The sequence below is a fragment of the Staphylococcus sp. HMSC070D05 genome, assembly GCF_001815595.1.
Taxonomy (GTDB): Bacteria; Bacillota; Bacilli; order Staphylococcales; family Staphylococcaceae; genus Staphylococcus; species Staphylococcus hominis.
This window is the reverse complement of the sequence record NZ_KV821139.1, coordinates 1-20,865: the sequence shown is the minus strand read 5'-3', so window position 1 is coordinate 20,865 and position 20,865 is coordinate 1. Positions and strand designations below refer to the sequence as shown.

The 20,865-nt window shown below is 30.9% G+C and carries 19 protein-coding genes, 1 riboswitch and 1 other annotated feature; of the genes, 5 read left to right on the top strand and 14 right to left on the bottom strand.

Going from position 1 to position 20,865, the window contains the following annotated elements; translation table 11 throughout:
* The 4 genes from HMPREF3046_RS07140 to HMPREF3046_RS07125 form a co-directional block, all read right to left on the bottom strand.
* A partial coding sequence (locus HMPREF3046_RS07140; RefSeq protein WP_141755529.1) for a SasC/FmtB family protein occupies positions 1–3,286 on the bottom strand: 3,286 nt, incomplete at its 3' end.
* Positions 3,287–3,531: 245 nt separating this feature from the next.
* Positions 3,532–3,843, bottom strand: coding sequence for a rhodanese-like domain-containing protein (locus HMPREF3046_RS07135; RefSeq protein ID WP_070718072.1), 312 nt, complete (start codon positions 3,841–3,843; stop codon positions 3,532–3,534).
* Positions 3,844–3,861: 18 nt separating this feature from the next.
* Positions 3,862–6,276, bottom strand: a complete 2,415-nt coding sequence (gene leuS / locus HMPREF3046_RS07130) for a leucine--tRNA ligase (protein WP_070718068.1) — start codon at positions 6,274–6,276, stop codon at positions 3,862–3,864.
* A gap of 47 nt (positions 6,277–6,323) precedes the next feature.
* Positions 6,324–6,514: a binding site (T-box leader), on the bottom strand.
* Positions 6,515–6,580: 66 nt separating this feature from the next.
* Entirely contained in the window at positions 6,581–7,765 is a 1,185-nt protein-coding gene (locus HMPREF3046_RS07125; RefSeq protein WP_070718066.1) for an MDR family MFS transporter, read from the bottom strand.
* 111 nt (positions 7,766–7,876) lie between these two features.
* On the opposite strand from HMPREF3046_RS07125, the gene HMPREF3046_RS07120 reads away from it, so the two are divergent.
* Positions 7,877–8,836, top strand: coding sequence for a tRNA modification radical SAM protein MnmL/YtqA (locus HMPREF3046_RS07120; protein WP_070718063.1), 960 nt, complete (start codon positions 7,877–7,879; stop codon positions 8,834–8,836).
* Positions 8,833–9,393, top strand: coding sequence for a tRNA 5-(aminomethyl)-2-thiouridylate-methyltransferase MnmM (locus tag HMPREF3046_RS07115; RefSeq protein WP_070718058.1), 561 nt, complete (start codon positions 8,833–8,835; stop codon positions 9,391–9,393). The genes HMPREF3046_RS07120 and HMPREF3046_RS07115 overlap by 4 nt, the downstream gene beginning before the upstream one ends.
* Positions 9,394–9,452: 59 nt before the next feature.
* Here the strand turns inward: HMPREF3046_RS07115 and HMPREF3046_RS07110 are convergent, their stop codons facing one another.
* Together HMPREF3046_RS07110 and HMPREF3046_RS07105 are read right to left on the bottom strand one after the other, a co-directional pair.
* On the bottom strand, positions 9,453–9,854 hold the full coding sequence (locus HMPREF3046_RS07110; protein ID WP_002449620.1) for a transcriptional regulator, SarA/Rot family: 402 nt from the start codon (positions 9,852–9,854) through the stop codon (positions 9,453–9,455).
* A 320-nt stretch (positions 9,855–10,174) separates the two neighbouring features.
* Positions 10,175–11,002: an alpha/beta fold hydrolase gene (locus HMPREF3046_RS07105; RefSeq protein ID WP_070718055.1), complete on the bottom strand. Its 828-nt coding sequence runs from the start codon at positions 11,000–11,002 to the stop codon at positions 10,175–10,177.
* A gap of 208 nt (positions 11,003–11,210) precedes the next feature.
* Here HMPREF3046_RS07105 and HMPREF3046_RS07100 point away from each other — a divergent pair, with 208 nt between their 5' ends.
* A complete protein-coding gene (locus tag HMPREF3046_RS07100) occupies positions 11,211–12,212 on the top strand; it encodes a proline dehydrogenase family protein (RefSeq protein WP_070718053.1) in 1,002 nt (333 codons plus the stop codon).
* 51 nt (positions 12,213–12,263) lie between these two features.
* On the opposite strand, the gene ribE (HMPREF3046_RS07095) is transcribed toward HMPREF3046_RS07100, so the two are convergent.
* From ribE (HMPREF3046_RS07095) to HMPREF3046_RS07065, 7 genes are all read right to left on the bottom strand, one after another.
* Positions 12,264–12,722, bottom strand: coding sequence for a 6,7-dimethyl-8-ribityllumazine synthase (gene ribE / locus HMPREF3046_RS07095; RefSeq protein ID WP_070718049.1), 459 nt, complete (start codon positions 12,720–12,722; stop codon positions 12,264–12,266).
* A 12-nt stretch (positions 12,723–12,734) separates the two neighbouring features.
* Complete coding sequence (locus HMPREF3046_RS07090; protein ID WP_070718046.1) at positions 12,735–13,919, bottom strand: bifunctional 3,4-dihydroxy-2-butanone-4-phosphate synthase/GTP cyclohydrolase II; 1,185 nt, start codon at positions 13,917–13,919, stop codon at positions 12,735–12,737.
* 11 nt (positions 13,920–13,930) lie between these two features.
* Entirely contained in the window at positions 13,931–14,563 is a 633-nt protein-coding gene (gene ribE / locus HMPREF3046_RS07085; RefSeq protein WP_070718042.1) for a riboflavin synthase, read from the bottom strand.
* Between the two features lie 6 nt (positions 14,564–14,569).
* A complete protein-coding gene (ribD, locus tag HMPREF3046_RS07080) occupies positions 14,570–15,613 on the bottom strand; it encodes a bifunctional diaminohydroxyphosphoribosylaminopyrimidine deaminase/5-amino-6-(5-phosphoribosylamino)uracil reductase RibD (protein WP_070718038.1) in 1,044 nt (347 codons plus the stop codon).
* 123 nt (positions 15,614–15,736) lie between these two features.
* A riboswitch (FMN riboswitch) is annotated at positions 15,737–15,872 on the bottom strand.
* 149 nt (positions 15,873–16,021) lie between these two features.
* Positions 16,022–17,509 carry an FAD/NAD(P)-binding protein gene (locus HMPREF3046_RS07075; protein ID WP_070718035.1) on the bottom strand — a complete coding sequence of 496 codons (1,488 nt, stop codon included), beginning with the start codon at positions 17,507–17,509 and terminating at the stop codon, positions 16,022–16,024.
* A 297-nt stretch (positions 17,510–17,806) separates the two neighbouring features.
* A complete protein-coding gene (locus HMPREF3046_RS07070; protein ID WP_070718032.1) occupies positions 17,807–18,655 on the bottom strand; it encodes a peptidoglycan release complex glucosaminidase SagB in 849 nt (282 codons plus the stop codon).
* A 246-nt stretch (positions 18,656–18,901) separates the two neighbouring features.
* Positions 18,902–19,126, bottom strand: coding sequence for a hypothetical protein (locus tag HMPREF3046_RS07065; RefSeq protein WP_002449634.1), 225 nt, complete (start codon positions 19,124–19,126; stop codon positions 18,902–18,904).
* A 208-nt stretch (positions 19,127–19,334) separates the two neighbouring features.
* Between HMPREF3046_RS07065 and HMPREF3046_RS07060 the strand changes: the two genes are divergently transcribed.
* Complete coding sequence (locus tag HMPREF3046_RS07060) at positions 19,335–19,820, top strand: sigma-70 family RNA polymerase sigma factor (protein WP_256278224.1); 486 nt, start codon at positions 19,335–19,337, stop codon at positions 19,818–19,820.
* Positions 19,807–20,253 (top strand): competence protein ComK, encoded by a 447-nt coding sequence (locus HMPREF3046_RS07055; RefSeq protein ID WP_070718027.1) that lies wholly within the window; start codon positions 19,807–19,809, stop codon positions 20,251–20,253. Before HMPREF3046_RS07060 ends, HMPREF3046_RS07055 begins: the two co-directional genes overlap by 14 nt.
* On the opposite strand, the gene HMPREF3046_RS07050 is transcribed toward HMPREF3046_RS07055, so the two are convergent.
* Positions 20,228–20,692 carry a hypothetical protein gene (locus HMPREF3046_RS07050; RefSeq protein WP_070718024.1) on the bottom strand — a complete coding sequence of 155 codons (465 nt, stop codon included), beginning with the start codon at positions 20,690–20,692 and terminating at the stop codon, positions 20,228–20,230. The genes HMPREF3046_RS07055 and HMPREF3046_RS07050 overlap by 26 nt on opposite strands.
* Positions 20,693–20,865: the final 173 nt, after the last annotated feature.

Below are 20,865 nucleotides of genomic sequence, written 5' to 3'. Positions count from 1 at the left end.
CTGTTGTCGCATCTGGTGTTTGATCAATTGCTTCTTTTTTAGCTCTTGCAATATCATCAATTGCTTGTCTTGCTTCTGATTTTTTGATTACTTCTGGTTGGATTGCATTGATTGTAGTTGTACCATTTGTTTTTGCTTCATCCACACCTGAATTATTTATTGCTTCATTGATATGAGCTTTAGCTTCCGTTACCGCTTGGTCTACTTTCGCTTTTGCAGCTTCTTTTTCTTCTGTTGTGGCATCCTGAATTCGATCAATTGCTTCTTTCTTAGCTCTAGCTACTTCATCAATTGTCTCTCTTGCTTTCATTTTTTTCGTAATTTCTGGTTGGATTGCATTAATAAAATTCGTACCATTTGTTTTAGCAGTATCTACATTTTCATTTTTTAGTGCTTGATGAATTTGTTCCTTAGCCTTAGTAACCTCTTGATCTATTTTCGCTATTGCTGCCTCTTTTTCTTCTACTGTTGCATCAGGTGTTTGATCAATTGCTGCTTTTTTAATTCGGGCTACCTCATCGATTGTATCTCTTGCATCTGATTTTTTAACTACTTCTGGAATAACTGCATTAATTGCATTTATTCCTTCATTTTGTGCATTATCTACCCTTGAATTAGTAGTTGCTTGGTGAATGTTATTTTTAGCTTCGGTTACTATTTTATCTACTTTTGCCTTTGCGACTTCTTTTTCTTCTATAGTCGCATCTTCTATTAAATCAATTTCTTGTTTTTTAGCTATAGCGGCTTGATCAATTGCTTGTGCAGCAGCATTTTTCTTTACTGGATGCGCTTCTACTTGTGATATCTCGTTTACTTTGTTTTCTTTTAATATTTCAATTTCATTATTGTGATTTAGACTGTTAATATCTGCTTTTGCTCTAGCTACCAAATTGTCTATTTCAGTTTTGGCTGCGTTTTTTTCTTCTAAAGTTGCATTATTATCCTTATCTATTTCAACTTTTCTTGCAGATGCTATATTATCTATTGCTGTTCTAGCATTACTTCGAACAGTTGGAGTTATAGTAGCAGCATTCACACTATCTATGCCACTTGTTTTTTGTTGAGCTACACCATTATTTGTAGTTTCATTCATAATATTTGCTGTAGCCTCTGACACTAAATTATCAATCGTTGCTTTTGCAGCTTCTTTTTCTTCCACTGTTGCATCAGGATTATTATCAAATTCTACTTTTTTAGCATTTGCTCTTTCAGTTAATTCATCAATTGCTGCTTGCTTTACTGTTGGAGTGAGATCAATCATTGTAATTTCATTAATTCCAGTGTCTTTATTTGTTGATACATCATTTGAATTCATTGATTGATCAACCGTTGTATAACTAGATTGTAGTGCTTGATTCACTTGCTCAATCACAGCATTTTTTTCTTCAATTGTAGCTGTATCGTTACCCATAAAAAGCGCTCTTTTAGTTTTTGCAACTTTGTCTAATGATAATTTAGCATGTGCTTTATCTAAATTTAAATCGATACTATTAATCGTTGCTTGATCTTTCAATTCACTTATAGGCATCTCATCTGTTTCAGCTAATACTTCTTTAGCTTTTCTAAGTACCACTTGCATTGCTTCCCATACTTCAGGTGAATTATCGTTTTGATCAAGATTTGCTAAATCATCCTCAATTTCTGTTACTTTATCTCTCAAATGTTGCTTATACATTTTAACTGTAATGGTTTGTTTATCTAATACAATATCTCCTTGTCGCATAGCAGAATCAACACTTACAAATTCATTATGCACACCGTATCTTGTATAGTGATCACCATCATTACGTCCAAAATCTTTAGAATCACTTAACCTATTCATATTTATACCATCTGTAACATAAGTCAAATGTCCGAAGAATTCTTTTTCAATTGGTCGATCAGTTGGTAAGGATAATCCTATAGAAATATTTTTACTTGCTCCTGCTTCAAGTCGATCTATTTTAACTGTTAACTTTTTAGTTGCTGCATTAAATTTTCCAGTAGCATTTTTTGTAGATACATATGTCACATCTTCTGGTAAAACAATCGTATATTCTGTTTTATTTGAACTAGAATGTCCTCTATTTTCAATTCTAAACCCTATTTCTTGATACACTCTATCAGCACTTATTGAACCAGATTGTGCAAAGTAGTGTGTATTATCTACTGTCGCAGTTAAATATGCACCACTATTAATGGTAACATCAGCTAACACTCCGCCTCCAAAGTTATTAGGACCAGTGAGGAGTCTATGTCCATTAGTAGAATCTGTACTACGATTTAATGCCGATTCAAATCTTAATCTTAACCGTGAAACTGTTTCCGGTACTTGAAATACACCTACAAAGTTACCAATTGGATTCTGTAATATATCCGGAGTTCCTTTATACAAAAGTGTAGAAGGATTATTAGCATCGTAAATATACACTCTTGCACCATTAACCCCCCATATATTATTCATACTACTAGAAATATAATGTAATTGGATTTCTGATCCAGGAGTAACATCAACATCTTGGTAAATTGATCCTACTGTAGGATCAGCTATACCTGGAACTTGATTAAAATTACCATTATATTTTGATAGTACTACACCAATTTTATTATTGGTTTTATCGAATATATAAGGATTGTATGCAGGCAACGATTTAGGCCCCCAAATTAATGGAATGATGGTTTGTTCATTACTATTTACATGCCAACCCGGTACAGTATTTGCTTCATTCATTGCAGACTCTAAATTCTTAGTCGGTATCGTCGCACCTTGTGAATTATCTGTAAATGTACCATTAATGATTTGGCCTGTATTTTGTTCATTTACAGCCATTGGATCTGTATTTGTAGTACTAGGAGTGTTATCTACTGAACGTTTTCCTCTTCTACGTGGTTGATTAACGTTTGTAGTTTCATGATTATTTTCATTACTAACTACGTCATTAGTTGTTACTTTCTCATTATGATTTGTATTACTTTCAGTGCTATTAATTACATCATTCACTGTACCTTCTTCACGTTCATGGTTAATTGAATGGTCACTTGAAGTATTATTTTCATTATTTCGATTATTTTCATTTGAATTAGATATATTTGCTGACGTTGTTTCATTATGTGGTTGTTCAATATTAGCATTTTGTTTATTAATTAACGCACTTTCATTTGTTTGTGGAGCACTTGTATTTGTTTCTGTATCATGAGTTGCTGCATGACCAGGATGTGATAAAAACACTAATGTAGCAATTAGCGTTGAAAATGTCCCCACACTAAATTTACGAATACTAAATTTCTGTTTTTTAAAAAGATTCATTATGTTTCCTCCTTGATGTTCTCTCTTGATGTCAATTGTTATAATGAAAATGTTTTATGTATGCCATAGTTGTTGCTATCACTTACATAATATTATATTCACACTTAAATATAATATCATAATAAAATTAAAAGTACTACAACTAAATAATATAAAAATATTAAAAATAAGTTAAATTATAAAAAAACAGCGAAGAATGATAACTTCGCTGTTTTTCTGTATTATAGTTTCAATATCATAAATTATTATATACTATCTATTTCAATACCTTCATCACCCCATGCTTGCATGCCACCTTCAACATTAACTGCGTGAACACCTTCATTTTCAAGATAGTTCGCTACTTTTTCACTACGAACACCTGCAGCACAAACGATGTAGTACGTTTCATTTTTATTAAATTGATTTAAGTTATCAGCAATTTGATCCATTGGAATAGTTTTAGCACCAGGAATTGTACCCATTGCAGTTTCTTCATCTGTTCGCACATCGATAATATTTACTGGATTAGATCCTAGTATTTTCTCTTTTAATTGATCTACTGTAATTGATTCCATTATAAAACTCCTCTTTCATTATTTTGCAACGATATTCACTAATTTTTGAGGTACAGCGATAACTTTTTTAATCTCTTTACCTTCTATAGATAGTTTAACATTTTCATTTTGTAATGCTAACTCTTGCATATCTTCTTTAGATAAGTCTTTAGGAATATTGATTTTTGCTCTTACTTTACCATTAACTTGTACTACAATTTCAATCTCATCATCTACAAGTAATGATTCATTATACGTAGGCCAAGGTTGGTACGTAATAGTTTCTTGATTGCCTAAACGTTGCCACAACTCTTCACTAATATGAGGGGCAATGGGTGCTAACATTTTAACAAATCCTTCTACATAAGGTTTGTAAATGTTATTCGCTTTATAACAATCGTTAATAAATACCATTAATTGACTAATTGCCGTATTAAAGTTAAGAGTATCAAAATCTTCAGTCACTTTTTTAACCGTTTGATTATAAACTTTATCTAATGAATTATTGTTATTTTCAACAATTTTATTAGATAATGAACCATCCTCATTAATGAATAATCTCCATACACGATCTAAGAAACGTCTAGAACCATCTAATCCATTTTCACTCCATGCTATAGCTGCATCTAATGGCCCCATAAACATTTCATATAGGCGTAATGTATCTGCGCCATGTGATGCTACGATATCATCAGGATTAACAACATTACCTTTAGATTTACTCATTTTTTCGTTGCCTTCACCGAGAATCATACCTTGGTTGAATAATTTTTGGAATGGTTCTTTTGTAGGAACTACACCTAAATCATATAATACTTTATGCCAGAATCTTGAATACAGTAAGTGAAGTACAGCATGTTCTACTCCACCAATATATAAGTCTACCGGCAACCAATGTTTTAATTTCTCTGGATCCGCTAACATATTCTCATTATGTGGATCAATATATCGTAAATAATACCAACAACTACCAGCCCATTGTGGCATAGTATTTGTTTCGCGACGTCCTTTCATGCCTGTTTTTTCATCAACAACGTTTACAAAGTCATCAATATTCGCTAATGGTGATTCTCCCGTACCAGATGGTTTGATTTGATCAGTTTCAGGAAGTAATAATGGAAGTTCTTCTTCAGGCACAGTTGTCATCGTACCATCTTCCCAATGAATCACTGGAATTGGTTCTCCCCAATAACGTTGTCTACTAAATAACCAGTCACGTAATTTGTAATTCACTTTTTTCTCGCCAGCACCTTTGGCTTCGAGTAAAGTAATTGCATTAGAAATTGCTTTTTTATTATCTAGCCCATCTAGTTCGCCAGAATTGATATGTGCACCTTCTCCAGTATATGCTTCTTCTTGAACATTTCCGCCCTCGATAACTTCAATGATAGGTAAATCAAATTTCTTAGCAAATTCATGGTCGCGCTCATCATGTCCTGGTACTGCCATAACTGCACCTGTACCATAAGTCGATAATACATAATCAGCAATCCAAATTGGAAGTTTCTTACCTGATAATGGGTTAATAGCATACGCTCCAGTAAACACACCTGATTTATCTTTTGCTAAATCAGTACGCTCTAAGTCTGATTTTTTTGATGCTTCTTCTTGATACTGTTTAACCATTTCTTTTTTGTCATCAGTAGTAATTTCATTCACTAACGCGTGTTCAGGACTAAGTACTAAGAATGTTGTACCGTAGATAGTATCTGGACGTGTTGTAAACACATCAATAGTGTCATTAGTATTTTCAACATTAAATGACACACGTGCACCTTCAGAACGACCAATCCAGTTTCTTTGCATATCTTTAATTGATTCAGGCCAATCTAATTCATCTAAATCTTCTAATAAACGATCGGCATATTCTGTAATTTTTAATACCCATTGTTTCATCGGACGTCTATATACAGGATGACCTCCACGTTCTGATACACCATCTACAACCTCTTCATTTGATAACACTGTACCAAGTGCCGGACACCAGTTTACTGCAACTTCATCTACATATGCGAGTCCTTTATTATAAAGCTGAATAAAAATCCATTGCGTCCATTTATAATATTCAGGATCTGTAGTATTCACTTCTCGATCCCAATCATAACTAAAACCTAGTTCTTGAATTTGACGTTTAAATGTTTGAACATTCTTTTTAGTAAATTCTCTAGGATCATTCCCTGTATCTAACGCGTACTGCTCAGCAGGTAATCCAAAGGCATCCCAACCCATTGGATGTAGTACATTATATCCTTGCATACGTTTATAACGAGAAATAATATCCGTTGCAGTATATCCTTCTGGATGTCCTACGTGTAATCCCGCACCAGATGGATATGGAAACATATCTAATGCGTAGAATTTTTTTTGACCTAAATTATCGTTTGCTTTGAATGTTTTATTCTCAGCCCAATAATTTTGCCATTTCTTTTCAATCTCTTTGTGATTATAACCCAAAGTATTTTCCTCCTAATAAAAATAAAACACCTCAAACTATTACTTTTGACAGGGACGACTTTCTTTAGCCGCGGTACCACCCTCATTCACATTTTACATGTGCACTTTATAATAGTAAGAGATGTTTTAAATTCAATTAATTAACGGTAAGTTCACTTAATTCTTAACGCTAGTTTGCACCACCACTAGCTCTCTTTAGAAAAGTATTTAAGTTACTACTCCAATACAGTTTAATATTATGAGATTCGTAACCTAATTGCAAGTGGTTAATCATATTTTATATGTTTAATTTTCAAGTTGTCTTTCAACGATTTTCATGTTGTGATTGTTTCGGTAGACCCTTATCAAAAATAGATAAGAAAAACATTCCTATTAATAAAAGAATGATCATTCCTATGAACATTGCACTCATATTGAATGTATCTACCAATATCCCCCCGATTAGAGGACCAAATGCTTTTCCTACAGTTGATGCAGAATTTACTACACCCTGATATTGACCTTGCTTACCTTGTGGCGCTAAATAATTGGCAATCGTTGGTACTGCAGGCCATACAAACATTTCACCAAAAGTAAGAATAATCATTCCTATTAAGAAAACGGTAAATTGTTCTGCAAAACTTGTAACAAAGAATGACAACATAAAAATTAAAATACCAACAAACATTTGATATTTTAAGTTTCCTTTTAACAAACGAATGACTGGTCTAATTAATGGTTGTGCAACTAAAATCATGATTCCATTTACCGTCCACAATACACTATATTGAGACATTGAAATATTAATTTGTTGCGTAAATGAGGCTATTGTCGTTTCCCATTGAATGTATCCAATCCAACAAATACTAAACATTGCACATAATAATATTAAAGCTATAAAACGTTTTTTATTTTCTTTATTTTGTATATCTAGACTATCTGGTGATTTCACTTTAGCATGGTATTCTAAATTAAATTGTGTAAAGGCTACAATTCCAAATAATACGTACATGATTAAATTAGCTAAGAAGATAAAATTAAAGCTAAATTCAGCAACAAATCCTCCCATTGCAGCTCCGGCAGCAACCCCTATGTTTTGAGCTAAGTAAATAGCATTAAAAGTTGTTCTGCCACCATTAGGCCAAACGGCACCAGCCATTGCGTAGATTGCTGGAACAATCATTCCTCCACCAAAACCAAGTAGCACTAACCAAACTGCATACCACGGCCATCCATGAAAAAAATTAAGTAATGTTGTACTAAGCAAACAAGTAATAGTACCTATCACGATTGTTCGGTAACCACCTAACTTGTCGAACAATGTTCCACCTAGTAAGTTACCAACTACCATTCCAAAAGAATTAATCATTAGAACAATCCCAGAAACTGTCAAGCTTTTTCCTAATTCTTCTTTCATATAAATCGTATTTAAAGGCCATAAAAAGCTAGAGCCAGTTATATTTAATGCCATTCCTATAACTAGCCACCATACTGATCTAGGTATATTCATAATTTTTAAGTCCTCTCTTTATATTTTTATCGAACTATAATAAACACTATAACATTAAAATATGTTAAAATCTTTACTTAGAACTAAGTTAGATAGAAAGGATAATGTGTTATGGGTAAGTATTTCCCGTATGCCTTTGAAAATAAACGATATCATACATGGAATTACCATTTAAAAAATAAATTCGGACAGAAAATTTTTAAAGTTGCTCTAGATGGCGGATTTGACTGTCCAAATAGAGATGGTACTGTCGCACATGGCGGTTGTACGTTTTGTTCAGCAGCTGGTAGTGGTGACTTTGCAGGAAATAGAGCCGATCCAATTGAAGTACAATTCCAACAAATTAAAGAACGAATGCATGAAAAATGGAGTGAAGGTAAATATATTGCTTACTTCCAAGCATTTACTAATACCCATGCACCTGTAGAAGTTTTAAAAGAAAAATATGAACCTGTGTTAAAAGAAGAAGGAGTTATTGGTTTATCTATCGCTACACGTCCAGATTGTCTGCCAGATGATGTGGTTGAATATTTAGCTGAACTGAACCAACGTACGTATTTATGGGTGGAACTTGGTCTTCAAACGGTTCATCAAAAGACTTCTGATTTAATTAATCGTGCTCACGATATGCAAACGTATTACGAAGGTGTAGCTAAATTGCGTAAACATAATATTAACGTATGTACACATATCATTAATGGCTTACCAGGTGAAGATTATCATATGATGATGGAAACAGCACGAGAAGTGGCACAAATGGATGTTCAAGGCATTAAAATCCATTTATTACATTTACTTAAAGGTACACCAATGGTCAAGCAATACGAAAAAGGTATGCTTGAATTTATGACTCAAGAAGATTATACAAATTTAGTGTGTGATCAACTTGAAATCCTTCCGTCAGACATGATTATTCATCGTATTACTGGAGATGGACCGATTGATTTAATGGTAGGACCAATGTGGAGTGTTAACAAATGGGAAGTTCTCAATGAAATAGATGACGAATTAGCACGTCGTGAATCTTATCAAGGTAAGTTTTACACATCTAATACTAAGGTGAATTCATGAAATTAGAACGCATTCTTCCTTTTGCTAAAACACTTATTAAGCAACATATTCAAGATGATAGTATTGTTATTGATGCTACGTGTGGTAATGGAAATGATACCCTATTTTTAGCAGAACAGGTCCCAAATGGCAAAGTGTTTGGTTTCGATATACAAAAAGAAGCTATTGAACATACAAAAGAAAAAATAACATCTTTTAAACATGTTACGTTGATACATGATGGACATGAAAATATCTTAAATGATATACCAAGTGATTTCATTGGAAACGTGGATGCAGCTATTTTCAATTTGGGATATCTGCCTAAAGGTGATAAATCCATTGTTACTAAACCTGAAACAACTATTCAAGCTATTGAAAGTATTTTTAAACTATTAAGTACAGAAGGTATTATTGTACTAGTGATTTATCATGGACATGATGAAGGACAAATCGAAAGAGATGAATTGTTAAGATATCTCGAAAACTTTGATCAAAATAAAGCACACATATTAAAATATCAATTTATCAATCAAGTTAATCATGCACCTTTTATATGTGCGATTGAAAAACGTTAAATTTTAAAACCCATAAATTAAAACATTAAATCGTAGTTTTAATTTATGGGTTTTTTATATTAAACACTCATCAATGAATTCAAACTATTTTCTAAAGATTCATATTTTCTTTTAATAATTGTAGTAATAAAATCTAATAATTCATTTCTATATTTATTTTTTTCTTCATTGAAATGGATAATAACCGTACGTTCATCGTCAATGGGACGCTCTTTGTAAACCCAATCAGATTGAACTAAATTATTATACGTTCTTGTTCGTTTATAAGACTTAATATTAACGTATTGATCCATCTCTTTTAATGTCATAGGCCCCTTTTCCCATAACGTTAATAAAATAAGTACTTCTTCTTTATTTAAATGATATTTCTCATAAATAATTCTAAATATAGAATCTATATCCTTCAATAATTTCTCTAATTTCAATACCATGGATACCGTTTCTTTTTTTTGTAATTTCATAATTCATTCCCCTTGATCTCTCATATTATGTATAATAACTATAATTCAATTTATTATTAAGTTTACACGATTTGGCGTTATTAAAAATTTAATACATTTTATTTTTCAATAATATATCAACTATATTTTTTAAATCAATATTTATATTATAAATCTAATACTAAATTCATAGAATTTATAAAAAGTAATTGGTAGTTATAATTCTACTTATATTGTAATTTTATCTCATTTATAATATTATCACCATATTTTTGATATAGAATAGGCTCGTAGATGTCTGTCTTCTACGAGCTATTCTTTATAGATTTTTAAAGATTATCCTATACTTCCTCAATGTTTTCTTCTTGTACAATAAATCCCATTGTATTTACGCTATTATTCAAGAAAGTTAATATATATCTCATGACTTGATCTCGTTCAGGCTCATTGTGAATCTCATGATAAAACCCTTTCCACGCTTTAAAATAAAATTCATCTGCAAGAAATTGTTGTTTTAAAATATCTATTGAAGATGTTTCTAAGATTTTATCTTCGGTACCATACATTAATAAAGTGGGTAACGGTTTGATATCTTTAATATGTTGTGATGTGTCTTTCATCGTTTCATTAATAATGTTAAACCATTTGTAAGATACTTTCTTTAACATCAATCCATCATGATTTGTCTCATCAATCACTTCTGAATTACGAGTTAAATCTTCATAATCTATTCCTAATTTAAATTGTGTATCTTTTGAGCTCTTTCCAATATTAGATATAAACATATTTTTTCGTGTTTTATAATTTTTCTTTAATTCAAGCATTGGAGAGAGTAATAATATGCCTTCAATAGGTAGTTCAGTCTTTTCAAGTAAATTGAGAATGATTAAACCACCTAATCCAACACCCATAACAAATGTTGGTAATTTGTATTCGTTTGCAATTTTTATCCATTCAACTAACTGTTCATGGTAAATTTCAAATCGTTGTAGTTGACCTCTGTTAGCTCGTGAAGTTTGACCTTGTCCAGATAAATCACCCATAATTACGTGATAACCATTACGTCTCAACATCGTAATCACATACGCATATCTACCAGTATGTTCTAACATATTATGTACTATGATGATTACGCCTTTAGCATCATGTTCTGTTTCCCACTTCCACATATTTTTAAGTCCTCTCTTATTGAATGTTTATCAAATGTATTATATCAAATTATACCTTTAATTGTTGTTAAACAATATATAGATTTTCTTAATTTATGACTAATGAATTTTAAAGTATTTTACCTCTAAAATGTAAACGCTTTCTAAAATGATATATTCATGCTAAACTTGTTATAGGGATAGATACGAGTGGGATGGAGGAATAGATATGTCTTTATTCAGAGATTTTTTCATAACATTATCAAATAGTACATATTTAAATGAAATGGCTAAAAAAATCGGACCTACCATGGGTGCTAATAGAGTTGTTGCGGGTAATACTATAGAACAACTCATAGATACGATTGAATATTTAAACGCTAAACATATTGATGTTACTGTAGATAATCTTGGAGAATTTGTTAATACTAAAGCAATAGCGATTCAAGCTAAAAATGAGATTCTTGAGATAATGGAGGCTATTAATCAATATCAAGTGAGTGCACATATGTCGGTGAAAGTGAGTTCATTAGGTGGTGAATTTGATACCGAGTTAGCCTACCAAAATTTAAGAGAAATTTTGTTAAAGGCTAATAGCTATAATAATATGCATATTAATATTGATATGGAAAAATATAATAGCTTATCACAAACATTACAGATTTTAGACAGGTTAAAAGGAGAATTTAGAAATGTCGGTACAGTAATTCAAGGATACCTTTTTGAGGCAGAGAAATTAATTGATAACTATCCAGAATTACGATTAAGACTGGTCAAAGGTGCTTATAAAGAAAATAATACGATTGCTTATCAAAGTAAAAAAGATATAGACAAAAATTATATAAATATTATTGAAAAACGTTTACTTAATGCCAAAAATTTTACGTCAATTGCAACACATGATGATAAAATCATTAACCATGTTAAACAATTTGTAAAAGATCATCATATTGAAAAAAACACTTTTGAATTTCAAATGTTGTATGGTTTTCGTAATGAATTAGCAGAAGAGATTGCTAGACAAGGATATCATTTTACCGTTTATGTTCCATATGGCAATGACTGGTTTGCTTATTTCATGCGTCGCCTGGCTGAGAGACCTCAAAATCTTTCCCTTGCCTATCAAGAATTTATTTCAACAGAAGCACTTAAAAAAATTGGCTTAGTTAGTGGACTAATTTTAGGAACACTTACATTAGTATCAGGTGTTGTGAAATTACTAAAACATTGAAATACAGAGCGTCTCGATAATCCTTAAAATTATCGAGACGCTATATATTAATTAAAACTGTTTAAGTAAATTTGCCATTTCAATTGCACTTACTGCCGCTTCCGCACCTTTATTACCTGCTTTCGTACCCGCTCTTTCAACTGCTTGTTCAATACTTTCGGTTGTTAAAACACCGAAAATAACTGGTGTATTCGTAACATCATTTGCTTTTGATACGCCTTTAGCAACTTCATTACAAACATAGTCATAATGAGATGTTGCACCTCTAATGACACAGCCTAAAGTAATGACTGCATCATAATCATTTTTTTGCGCTAATTTTTTAGCAACAAGTGGAATTTCAAATGCACCTGGTACATAGGCAACATCAATGCTATCTTCATCTACACCATGTCTTACTAATGTATCTTTCGCTCCATCCAATAAACGGTTGGTAATAAAATCATTAAATCTACTCACTACTATTGCAACTTTTAAATTTGTACCGACTAATTTACCTTCAAAATTCATTCTCAATTCCTCCTAAATAAGATGTCCCATTTTCAATTTTTTTGTTTCCATATAATGATGATTATGTTCCGTTTCTGGCACAATGATCTCTGTACGATCTGCAACTTTTATACCATAATCTTCCAAGCCTTCAAATTTCTTAGGATTATTACTTAATAAATTAACCTGTTGAACGTTGAAATATTTAAGAATTTGAGCAGCTATATGATAATCTCTTAAGTCTTCATCAAAACCTAATGCTACATTTGCAGTAACTGTATCATGTCCTTGCTCAATTAATTCATAAGCTTTTAGTTTATTCATTAAACCAATGCCTCTACCTTCTTGTGGTAAATAAATAATTAATCCACCATGAGCATTTATATATTTCATTGATGCTTCTAATTGAGCGCCACAATCACATCGTTGACTGTGGAAGATATCACCTGTTAAACAAGCAGAATGTAGTCTTACATTTTCAGTTGTACGTGGTTCTCCTTTACCAAGTACAACAATATCTTCATGTGTATATTGAGATTGGAAACCATACATTTTAAAATTACCAATATCTGTTGGCATTTTTACAGTTGCTTTAAGTTCAATACCTTCACTTTCTTGTTTACGACGATAATTAATTAAACTTTCAATTGTAATCATTTTTAATTGATGTCGCTCTTTAAATTGTTGTAATTCATTACCTTTTGCCATTGTACCATCGTCATTCATTATTTCACATATAACTCCAGCAGGTGTAGCACCTGTTAATTTAGCTAAATCTACAGCAGCCTCCGTATGTCCTGGTCTAACTAATACACCTTTTTCTTTAGATACTAAAGGAAATAAATGTCCAGGTTTATGGAAACTTTCTGGTTTAGAATCAGGATTAATTAACGCTTTAGCTGTTGCTGTACGATCAAATGCACTAATTCCTGTAGTAGTAGAGATATGATCGATACTTACAGTGAAATTTGTACCGTATTCATCTGTATTACCATCAACCATAGTTTTAAGATTTAGACGTTTAGCAATCTGTGAACTTATAGGAGCACAAATTAATCCACGCGCTTCTTTGGCCATAAAATTAATGGTATTGTCTTTCATCCATTGAGTGACTGCAATTAAGTCACCTTCATTTTCACGATCTTCATCATCTACTACAATAATACTATCGCCATTTCTTAATGCTTCTAAAGCTTCTTCAATGCTATCGAATTCCATTTAAACCCCTCCTAAAAACCATATGCTTTTAATTTATCAACTGATAAATCAGATTTATTTTTACCAACTATGCTTTCAACATATTTAAATAATACATCTGTTTCAAGATGAACTTCATCACCCATCTTTTTATTAGACAGAATTGTTGATCGTCTTGTTTCAGGAATAAGATGGATATCAAAACTATGTTGATGCAAGTCAAAAACTGTTAAACTTACGCCATCAACAGTAATAGACCCTTGCTTAACCATTTGTTTTATAACCGAGTTAGATACCTTAATAGATACAATGCGTGAATTAGGCGTTTCCCTGATATTTATAATGGTTCCTTTTGCATCTACATGACCTAATACAAAATGTCCTCCGAAACGTCCGCTACCTGACATTGCTCGTTCAAGATTGACTTCATTATTTTCTTTAATATTAGCTAAATATGTTTTATTTTCAGTACCTTTAATCACTTGGACAGAAAATTGATTTTGTTTAAAATCAATGACTGTTAAACACGCACCATTTACACTTATAGAATCACCAATATGCATATCTTCTATGATTTTTTGACATGAAATATCTAATGTCCTTACGGATTGTTGAGTGCGAATACTCTTTACAGTACCTATTTCTTCAACGATACCTGTAAACATTTATCTTCACTTCTTTCGCAGTGTCATTTTAATATTTTGTTGAATAGACTCAGTAGAAATCACTTCAAATTGTGGCGCATCAGCTAAATCAATGACATTATCAGTTTGATAAAATTGATTTTTTCCAATACCGCCTATTATTTTCGGGGCATAATAAATAATAAGATGTTCTAAATAATTAGATTGGAGAAATTTTGAAGTTATATGAGGGCCAGCTTCTACTAATAATCTGCCAACACCTCTTTGATATATATCAGATAAAATAGATTTTAAATTACATATTTCTAAATATATTATTTTTATATGAGAACTTGGACTTTTTAGTTCATGATTTTCAGTATAAATCCAAATTTCACTTAATTGATCGTGAAATATCTGTTTTGAATAATCAATTTGACCTCGCTTAGATAGTATGATTCTTATTGGATGTTTACCATCTTGAATACGTGTTGTATATTGTGGATTATCCGCTTCAATCGTTCCATTACCAGTTAATACTGCATCATGAGTATGTCTTAAACGATATACATCTTGTTTTACAGCTTTATTCGTAATCCACTGACTTTGTCCACTATCAGTCGCTTGTTTACCGTCTAACGAAGTCGAGACTTTTACTGTAATTTCAGGAATTTTATGTTGTTTTGCTTTGAAAAAATCTTCATACAAAGCAAAAGCTTCTTCTGAATATTGATATTCAACTTCAATACCTGCCTTTTCAAGCATGATATCTCCTTTAGAAGGTAACGTCGTATCTTTTACAGCATAAATCACTTTACTAAGCCCATGTTCAATAATTTTATTCACACAAGGTGGTGTTGACCCGTAATGTGTACAGGGTTCAAGAGAAATATAAATTGTGCCGCCTTTTGCTTTATCTTGTGCCATATCTAAAGCCTGAACTTCTGCATGTTTCTCTCCTTGCTTTAAATGTGCACCTAGTCCTACAATACGCCCATCGTTCACGACAACTGAACCGACAGGAGGATTAACTCCAGTTTGTCCCTCCACCATTTGTGCTAATTGAATTGCATATTTCATAAATTCACTCAATTTATCACCTCTAAAAAAACCCCATACCTGTTTCACAGGCATAGGGCATGTATATATACTTAAATAAGCGTACTACAATTTTTATATTGTGCATGCTTATACATCGTTCAGTAATGATGTGATTGATTCTTTCTCCCATCCAGACTTTTACTGTCGGCTCTAGAGTCTCACTAGATCAGCCACTTAATAAATTAAGATTAAGTGGGTCGCAGGCTTAATTACTGCCGGTTGGGAATTACACCCTGCCCCGAAAGAATACGTATGAAATTGTGATTAAATTTGAGTTATCGTAGTTTAGCACTACATATATCATCTTACATTTATTTTTGGAAAATTACAAATAAAGAATATCAATTTGATTTTAAATTTAACTCTTAAAGAGATACTTATTCATTATTTTGTAAAGCATTATGATGTATGATCAAATTCTTTTCGAATTTCATATAAGTAATCCACTGCACTTACCGCTTGATTAACAATCATTTTTACTCCATTACGCAATTTATTTACTCCATTAGTGATTTGTCCAATAGCAATCACATTATTTAAAGTACCATATCTTGGACTAATCACCTGATTTGTTTCTGGGATAATTTGTATTCCACCCATAGGATGGGCTTGAACAATTTGTCGATTTTGAAGATTTAAGATAAATTGATCATCTTCATCTAAATCTTTTAAATGTGTTTTAGAACCTGTTGCATTAATAATAATATGATGTGGATACCATTGTTCATCATGTTTGAATTTTAAATTAAATATTCCATTTTTATGTACCACATCTTCTAAATCCTTTCTAATTACTAATGAACCATCTTCTATTAATTGTTTGATAAGTTTTGCAGTTCTTGGAGGCATAGGGTTTGAGTTAAGTTGAATAATTTTAGTGAAACGTTTATCGAATTCAATTTGATCTTGACGACTAAAACTATTCCAAATCCAATTTAAATTTTCTTTGACATTCTCTATTAATGTTTGGAATATACCTATCTCATCTGGATGTTCTAAATCATAATTTAAATCTTTAATCGTATCTCCTGTTCGACGATGAATCAATTTCTGTAAATCGATACCATTTAAATGACTCTCTTCTTTAAATAAATCGAATGCTTTCTCTAATGGTACATTTCCAAAGTACTTATCTTTAATATTATTAAATTTAGATTTCGTTAAATATTGAAACTCAATTTTTTTCATGTTTCCTCTTACGCTAGGTAATTGAGCAGAACGACTCGTCATTGTGATAGGTAGTTTAGGGTGATGAAAAGCTACATAACGCACTACATCTAAACTAGCTAACCCTGTTCCAATAATAGCAATATCATCAGATTTTTGTACATCATCTAAAGTATTATATGTAGGGTAAGGAGTTTGAATATAACCTTTTAAGCCTTTTAAATGATAAGGGTCGTGATAGGATAAAGTACCTATAGTTAAAAATATGTAATCATATACTTGACAATGCTTCATATCTTTAGACGTACAGACATAATATTTCAATGTGGTTTCATCTATATTTGAATTAATGAAGACTTCTTGTACTGGTTGTTTAATGACTGTAAGGTTATCATATAATTTCTCATAATTTGATAAGTATGATTTCATATAATGACCAAAAACAAATCTTGGTAAATACTTTGGATTTTTAAACGTAAATTCAGATTGTGTTTGATACCATTTCCAAAACTCTTCCTCATCATCTAAATTTAAACTCATATTTTTAGTGGGCAAGTTAATTAGTAATTGACTGCTATCATTTTGAAAAGGAACGCCTTGTCCCATATTAAATTCATTATCGTAGACATCGACTTTTAATTGCTTAAAGTCTTTATGTTTAACGAGTTGTCTAAGTACACTCACACCCGCTGTACCCATACCTATAATTGCTACTCGCATATTTAACATCATCCTTTTATATATTTGTATTATGTTGAATATTATCATATTATACCAATACGATTCTCGACTTCAAAACGTTTCACTATTAACACGATTATCCATTTCAAAACATAAATAATCATGTGTAACTATGTTAAAATTTAGATATTGAGGTGACCAAACAATGAAATTTTTATTAAAAACATTAATTGTTTTTATCATTGGATTTACTTTGGCTTCAAGGAAAAACAAAGCAGAATAAATAAAAAAACCAACATCATCTAATTAAAAAGATAATGTTGGCTTTTATTTTGATTATTGATGTTTTTGATCATCTTTATAAACATACAACTTGAAGTATTTACCTTCAGTTTTCATTTCTTTATAGAAATCAGCAATAATTTCCGCATTACTTTCAGCCCATTTAATATCAGTCGCATATTGATGTTCACCAGGATTCATAGGATTCCATCTCATGCTATATAATGTGTTTTGATCATCGTGAGATAGGAAGTGTTTATGAATAAAATCTGCGCCACCTTTAATTGCTTTATCCGGTGTATCCCAACCATGTTTTTTCGCATATTCAGCACCTGTTTTGATTGGATCTTCATCTAAAGCTCCAACGCCATAAAAATTATAATATTTTTTACCATCAATATTTACACCATTCGCAAGTTCACTTTTTACTGAACCTGTTTCTAATAATGCGTGAGAAATTAAATAGACTTCATTGACACGTTTTTCTTTTGCAGCATTTACAAAAGCATCAGTATGTTTCAATAGTGTAGGTCGATCGAACAACATACGTTTGATACGATTTTTATCAATACCTTGATATTTAGATAAATCTAAAAATTGATATCTTTGTTTATCATCATCGATAAATTTACTGCTGTCCATTGCAACTTTAATTTCACTTGCTGATGCATCTCTCCATGCATTATTGTTTTTATTCGATACTTGTTGACTTGTATAGTTATCTATTTGTTTTGCAGCAGCTTTATCAAGCGTGACGTTCACATGCTGAACTTTCTCTACTTCATTTACTTTTTTGAAAAATATCTGATCAGAAATCATTGAGAAAAAAATGAAGCCAGCTGCTACTAAAATAATAAGTAACCCTATTAGGCCTATAATAGAACCTTTTCTGTGCTTTGTCATATTCACACCTCTTAGGTTAATGTTGTAATTTCATTTATAGAACAGTCTTCCATGATAATAAATTTTAACATTTTTAATTCTCTTAAACAATTTTATAATTATAATGTTACATATTCATAAAATAAAAGTAACAAAACTGAAATTTAACAAAAAATAAAAAGTAATGAAATACTCAACATTTCATTACTCAATGATTTTTATCTATTAAATAAATAAAGTTATTTGTAGTAAGGTTAACATATATAATTATTCGTTATTTCTTTTATAATCCATCATAATAAAACTAACAGCTTGCGATCTATTTTTATAATAATATTGATTTAAATCAATTGTCCCTTCAATATCACCATCACGATACATCATTTCATTTGTAAAATTATTTATCATTACAAATTCAGAACGATCTCTAATGACGTCTAAATCATCATGTCTTGCAAAAAAGTGCTCAAGATTTAAATGTGCGTAATCCAACTTCATACCTCCTATATTTTATTGTACAAATGTCGAATATTAATCTTACAAACTTGTTAAAGCCATATATCATCCAATCCAACGATTCTATGTTTACTATTTAACACCTATTTATTAAATTAAGCAAATGAAAATTCACGATACCTCATGTAGAATTTATATATCCGGAAATATTGTTTATGTACATAACTAAGGAGAAAGAATAAATATTTCAGATTTTAGTTCATTACACATCAAATATCATAAGATGATTCATCATTTGTTAAGACAATACCGTATCACTTATAATTATGATGAATTTTATCAATTATTATTAATAAAATTGTGGGAAATCTCCAAAATGTATAACCCATCTTCCTCTGTATCTTTATCCTCTTTTATCTATCAGCGATTAAAGTTTTATCTTATTGATCTTTTTAGAAAGGAGCAATTGAAGATTGATTGCCTAGATATTGCAGCGTTAAATCATTCTTTAACTTATACATTGAAAGATGAATCTATTTTTAATGATTTCAAATATATTTTAAATTCAAATGAATGTCAATGGCTGATATATTATCTTCGTGGGTACAAACAATATGAAATCGCTAAAAAGATGAATGTCTCAGACACTACAATTAAAAAATATAAATCTTCTGCCCGTATCAAACTTCAGCAATATTATTTAGAAGGTGATTGGCATGTTACCTCATAATACTTTCGATTTGTTATACATTCAAACTTTAGAAGGTTCAACAATTCAGACTAAATGTTGTTTTAAAACATATGAAATGATTCTACCATTTCATATTAAAAAGATAGTACTATACTACCTAGAACAATTTAATAAATCATATACCCAACAACTTAAATTAGCTAAACGCTTATTATCTATCAATAAACTAGTTCCTATTTACATTTCTAAAGACGTCATTTTATTTCCAATCAAACATCAACGCGCACCCATACAAATATATTTTAATGCTCAACGTATTATTGGATTAACGTCTTCTCAAAATAAGACCATTATTATTTTTGATAATTCAGCTCAATGCGTAGTAGATGAACCTTACATTTTGGTTTATAAAAAATGGCAAGAGAGTATTCTATTAGCCTATTTAATTAATAAGACGACTTCTTTTCATTAAACTTATATTCAAGTAATCTTTTAGTAAACAAAGCAGTCACAAATCTTATGAGATACAAACTGACAATCAAACTAATAATGGCAAAAATTAAGATGAATACAAGATAAATTAGACTTAATTCTGCTTTAGGATTTATAAATTGATTGACTACTGCTAAACTTGCAATAAATCCTGCTAAAAACCATCCTAGTAATAGGATGTATGTGAGAACAAATAATATAATTAATAAGAAAAAATATCCATTTGAAAAATGTTTATTTCGAAAAATATGAACCTGTAAAAATTGATTAGCAAAACGAGTAGGTTTCGTAAATTTCTGTTCTGCATTATTAAATAAAGCATTATTTTGTTCAAAAGTATGTTCTAATAATTGCTTTTCTTTTTTATTTAAAAACCACAATTGTTTTCTTACTTTTTCTCTAAAAGCAGTTTCTTCCATAACTTAATTCCTTTCTATTTAATTATACTCATAAATTTTAACTAAACACCGATTTTAAAACAAACTCAATAAAAAAGAAAGATACAACTCAAGATACTTTATTACTCCTTCTCTTTGATATTCATATAACACTAAAGAGGCTGGGACATAATTCCTAACAAATTAGCCAGTAA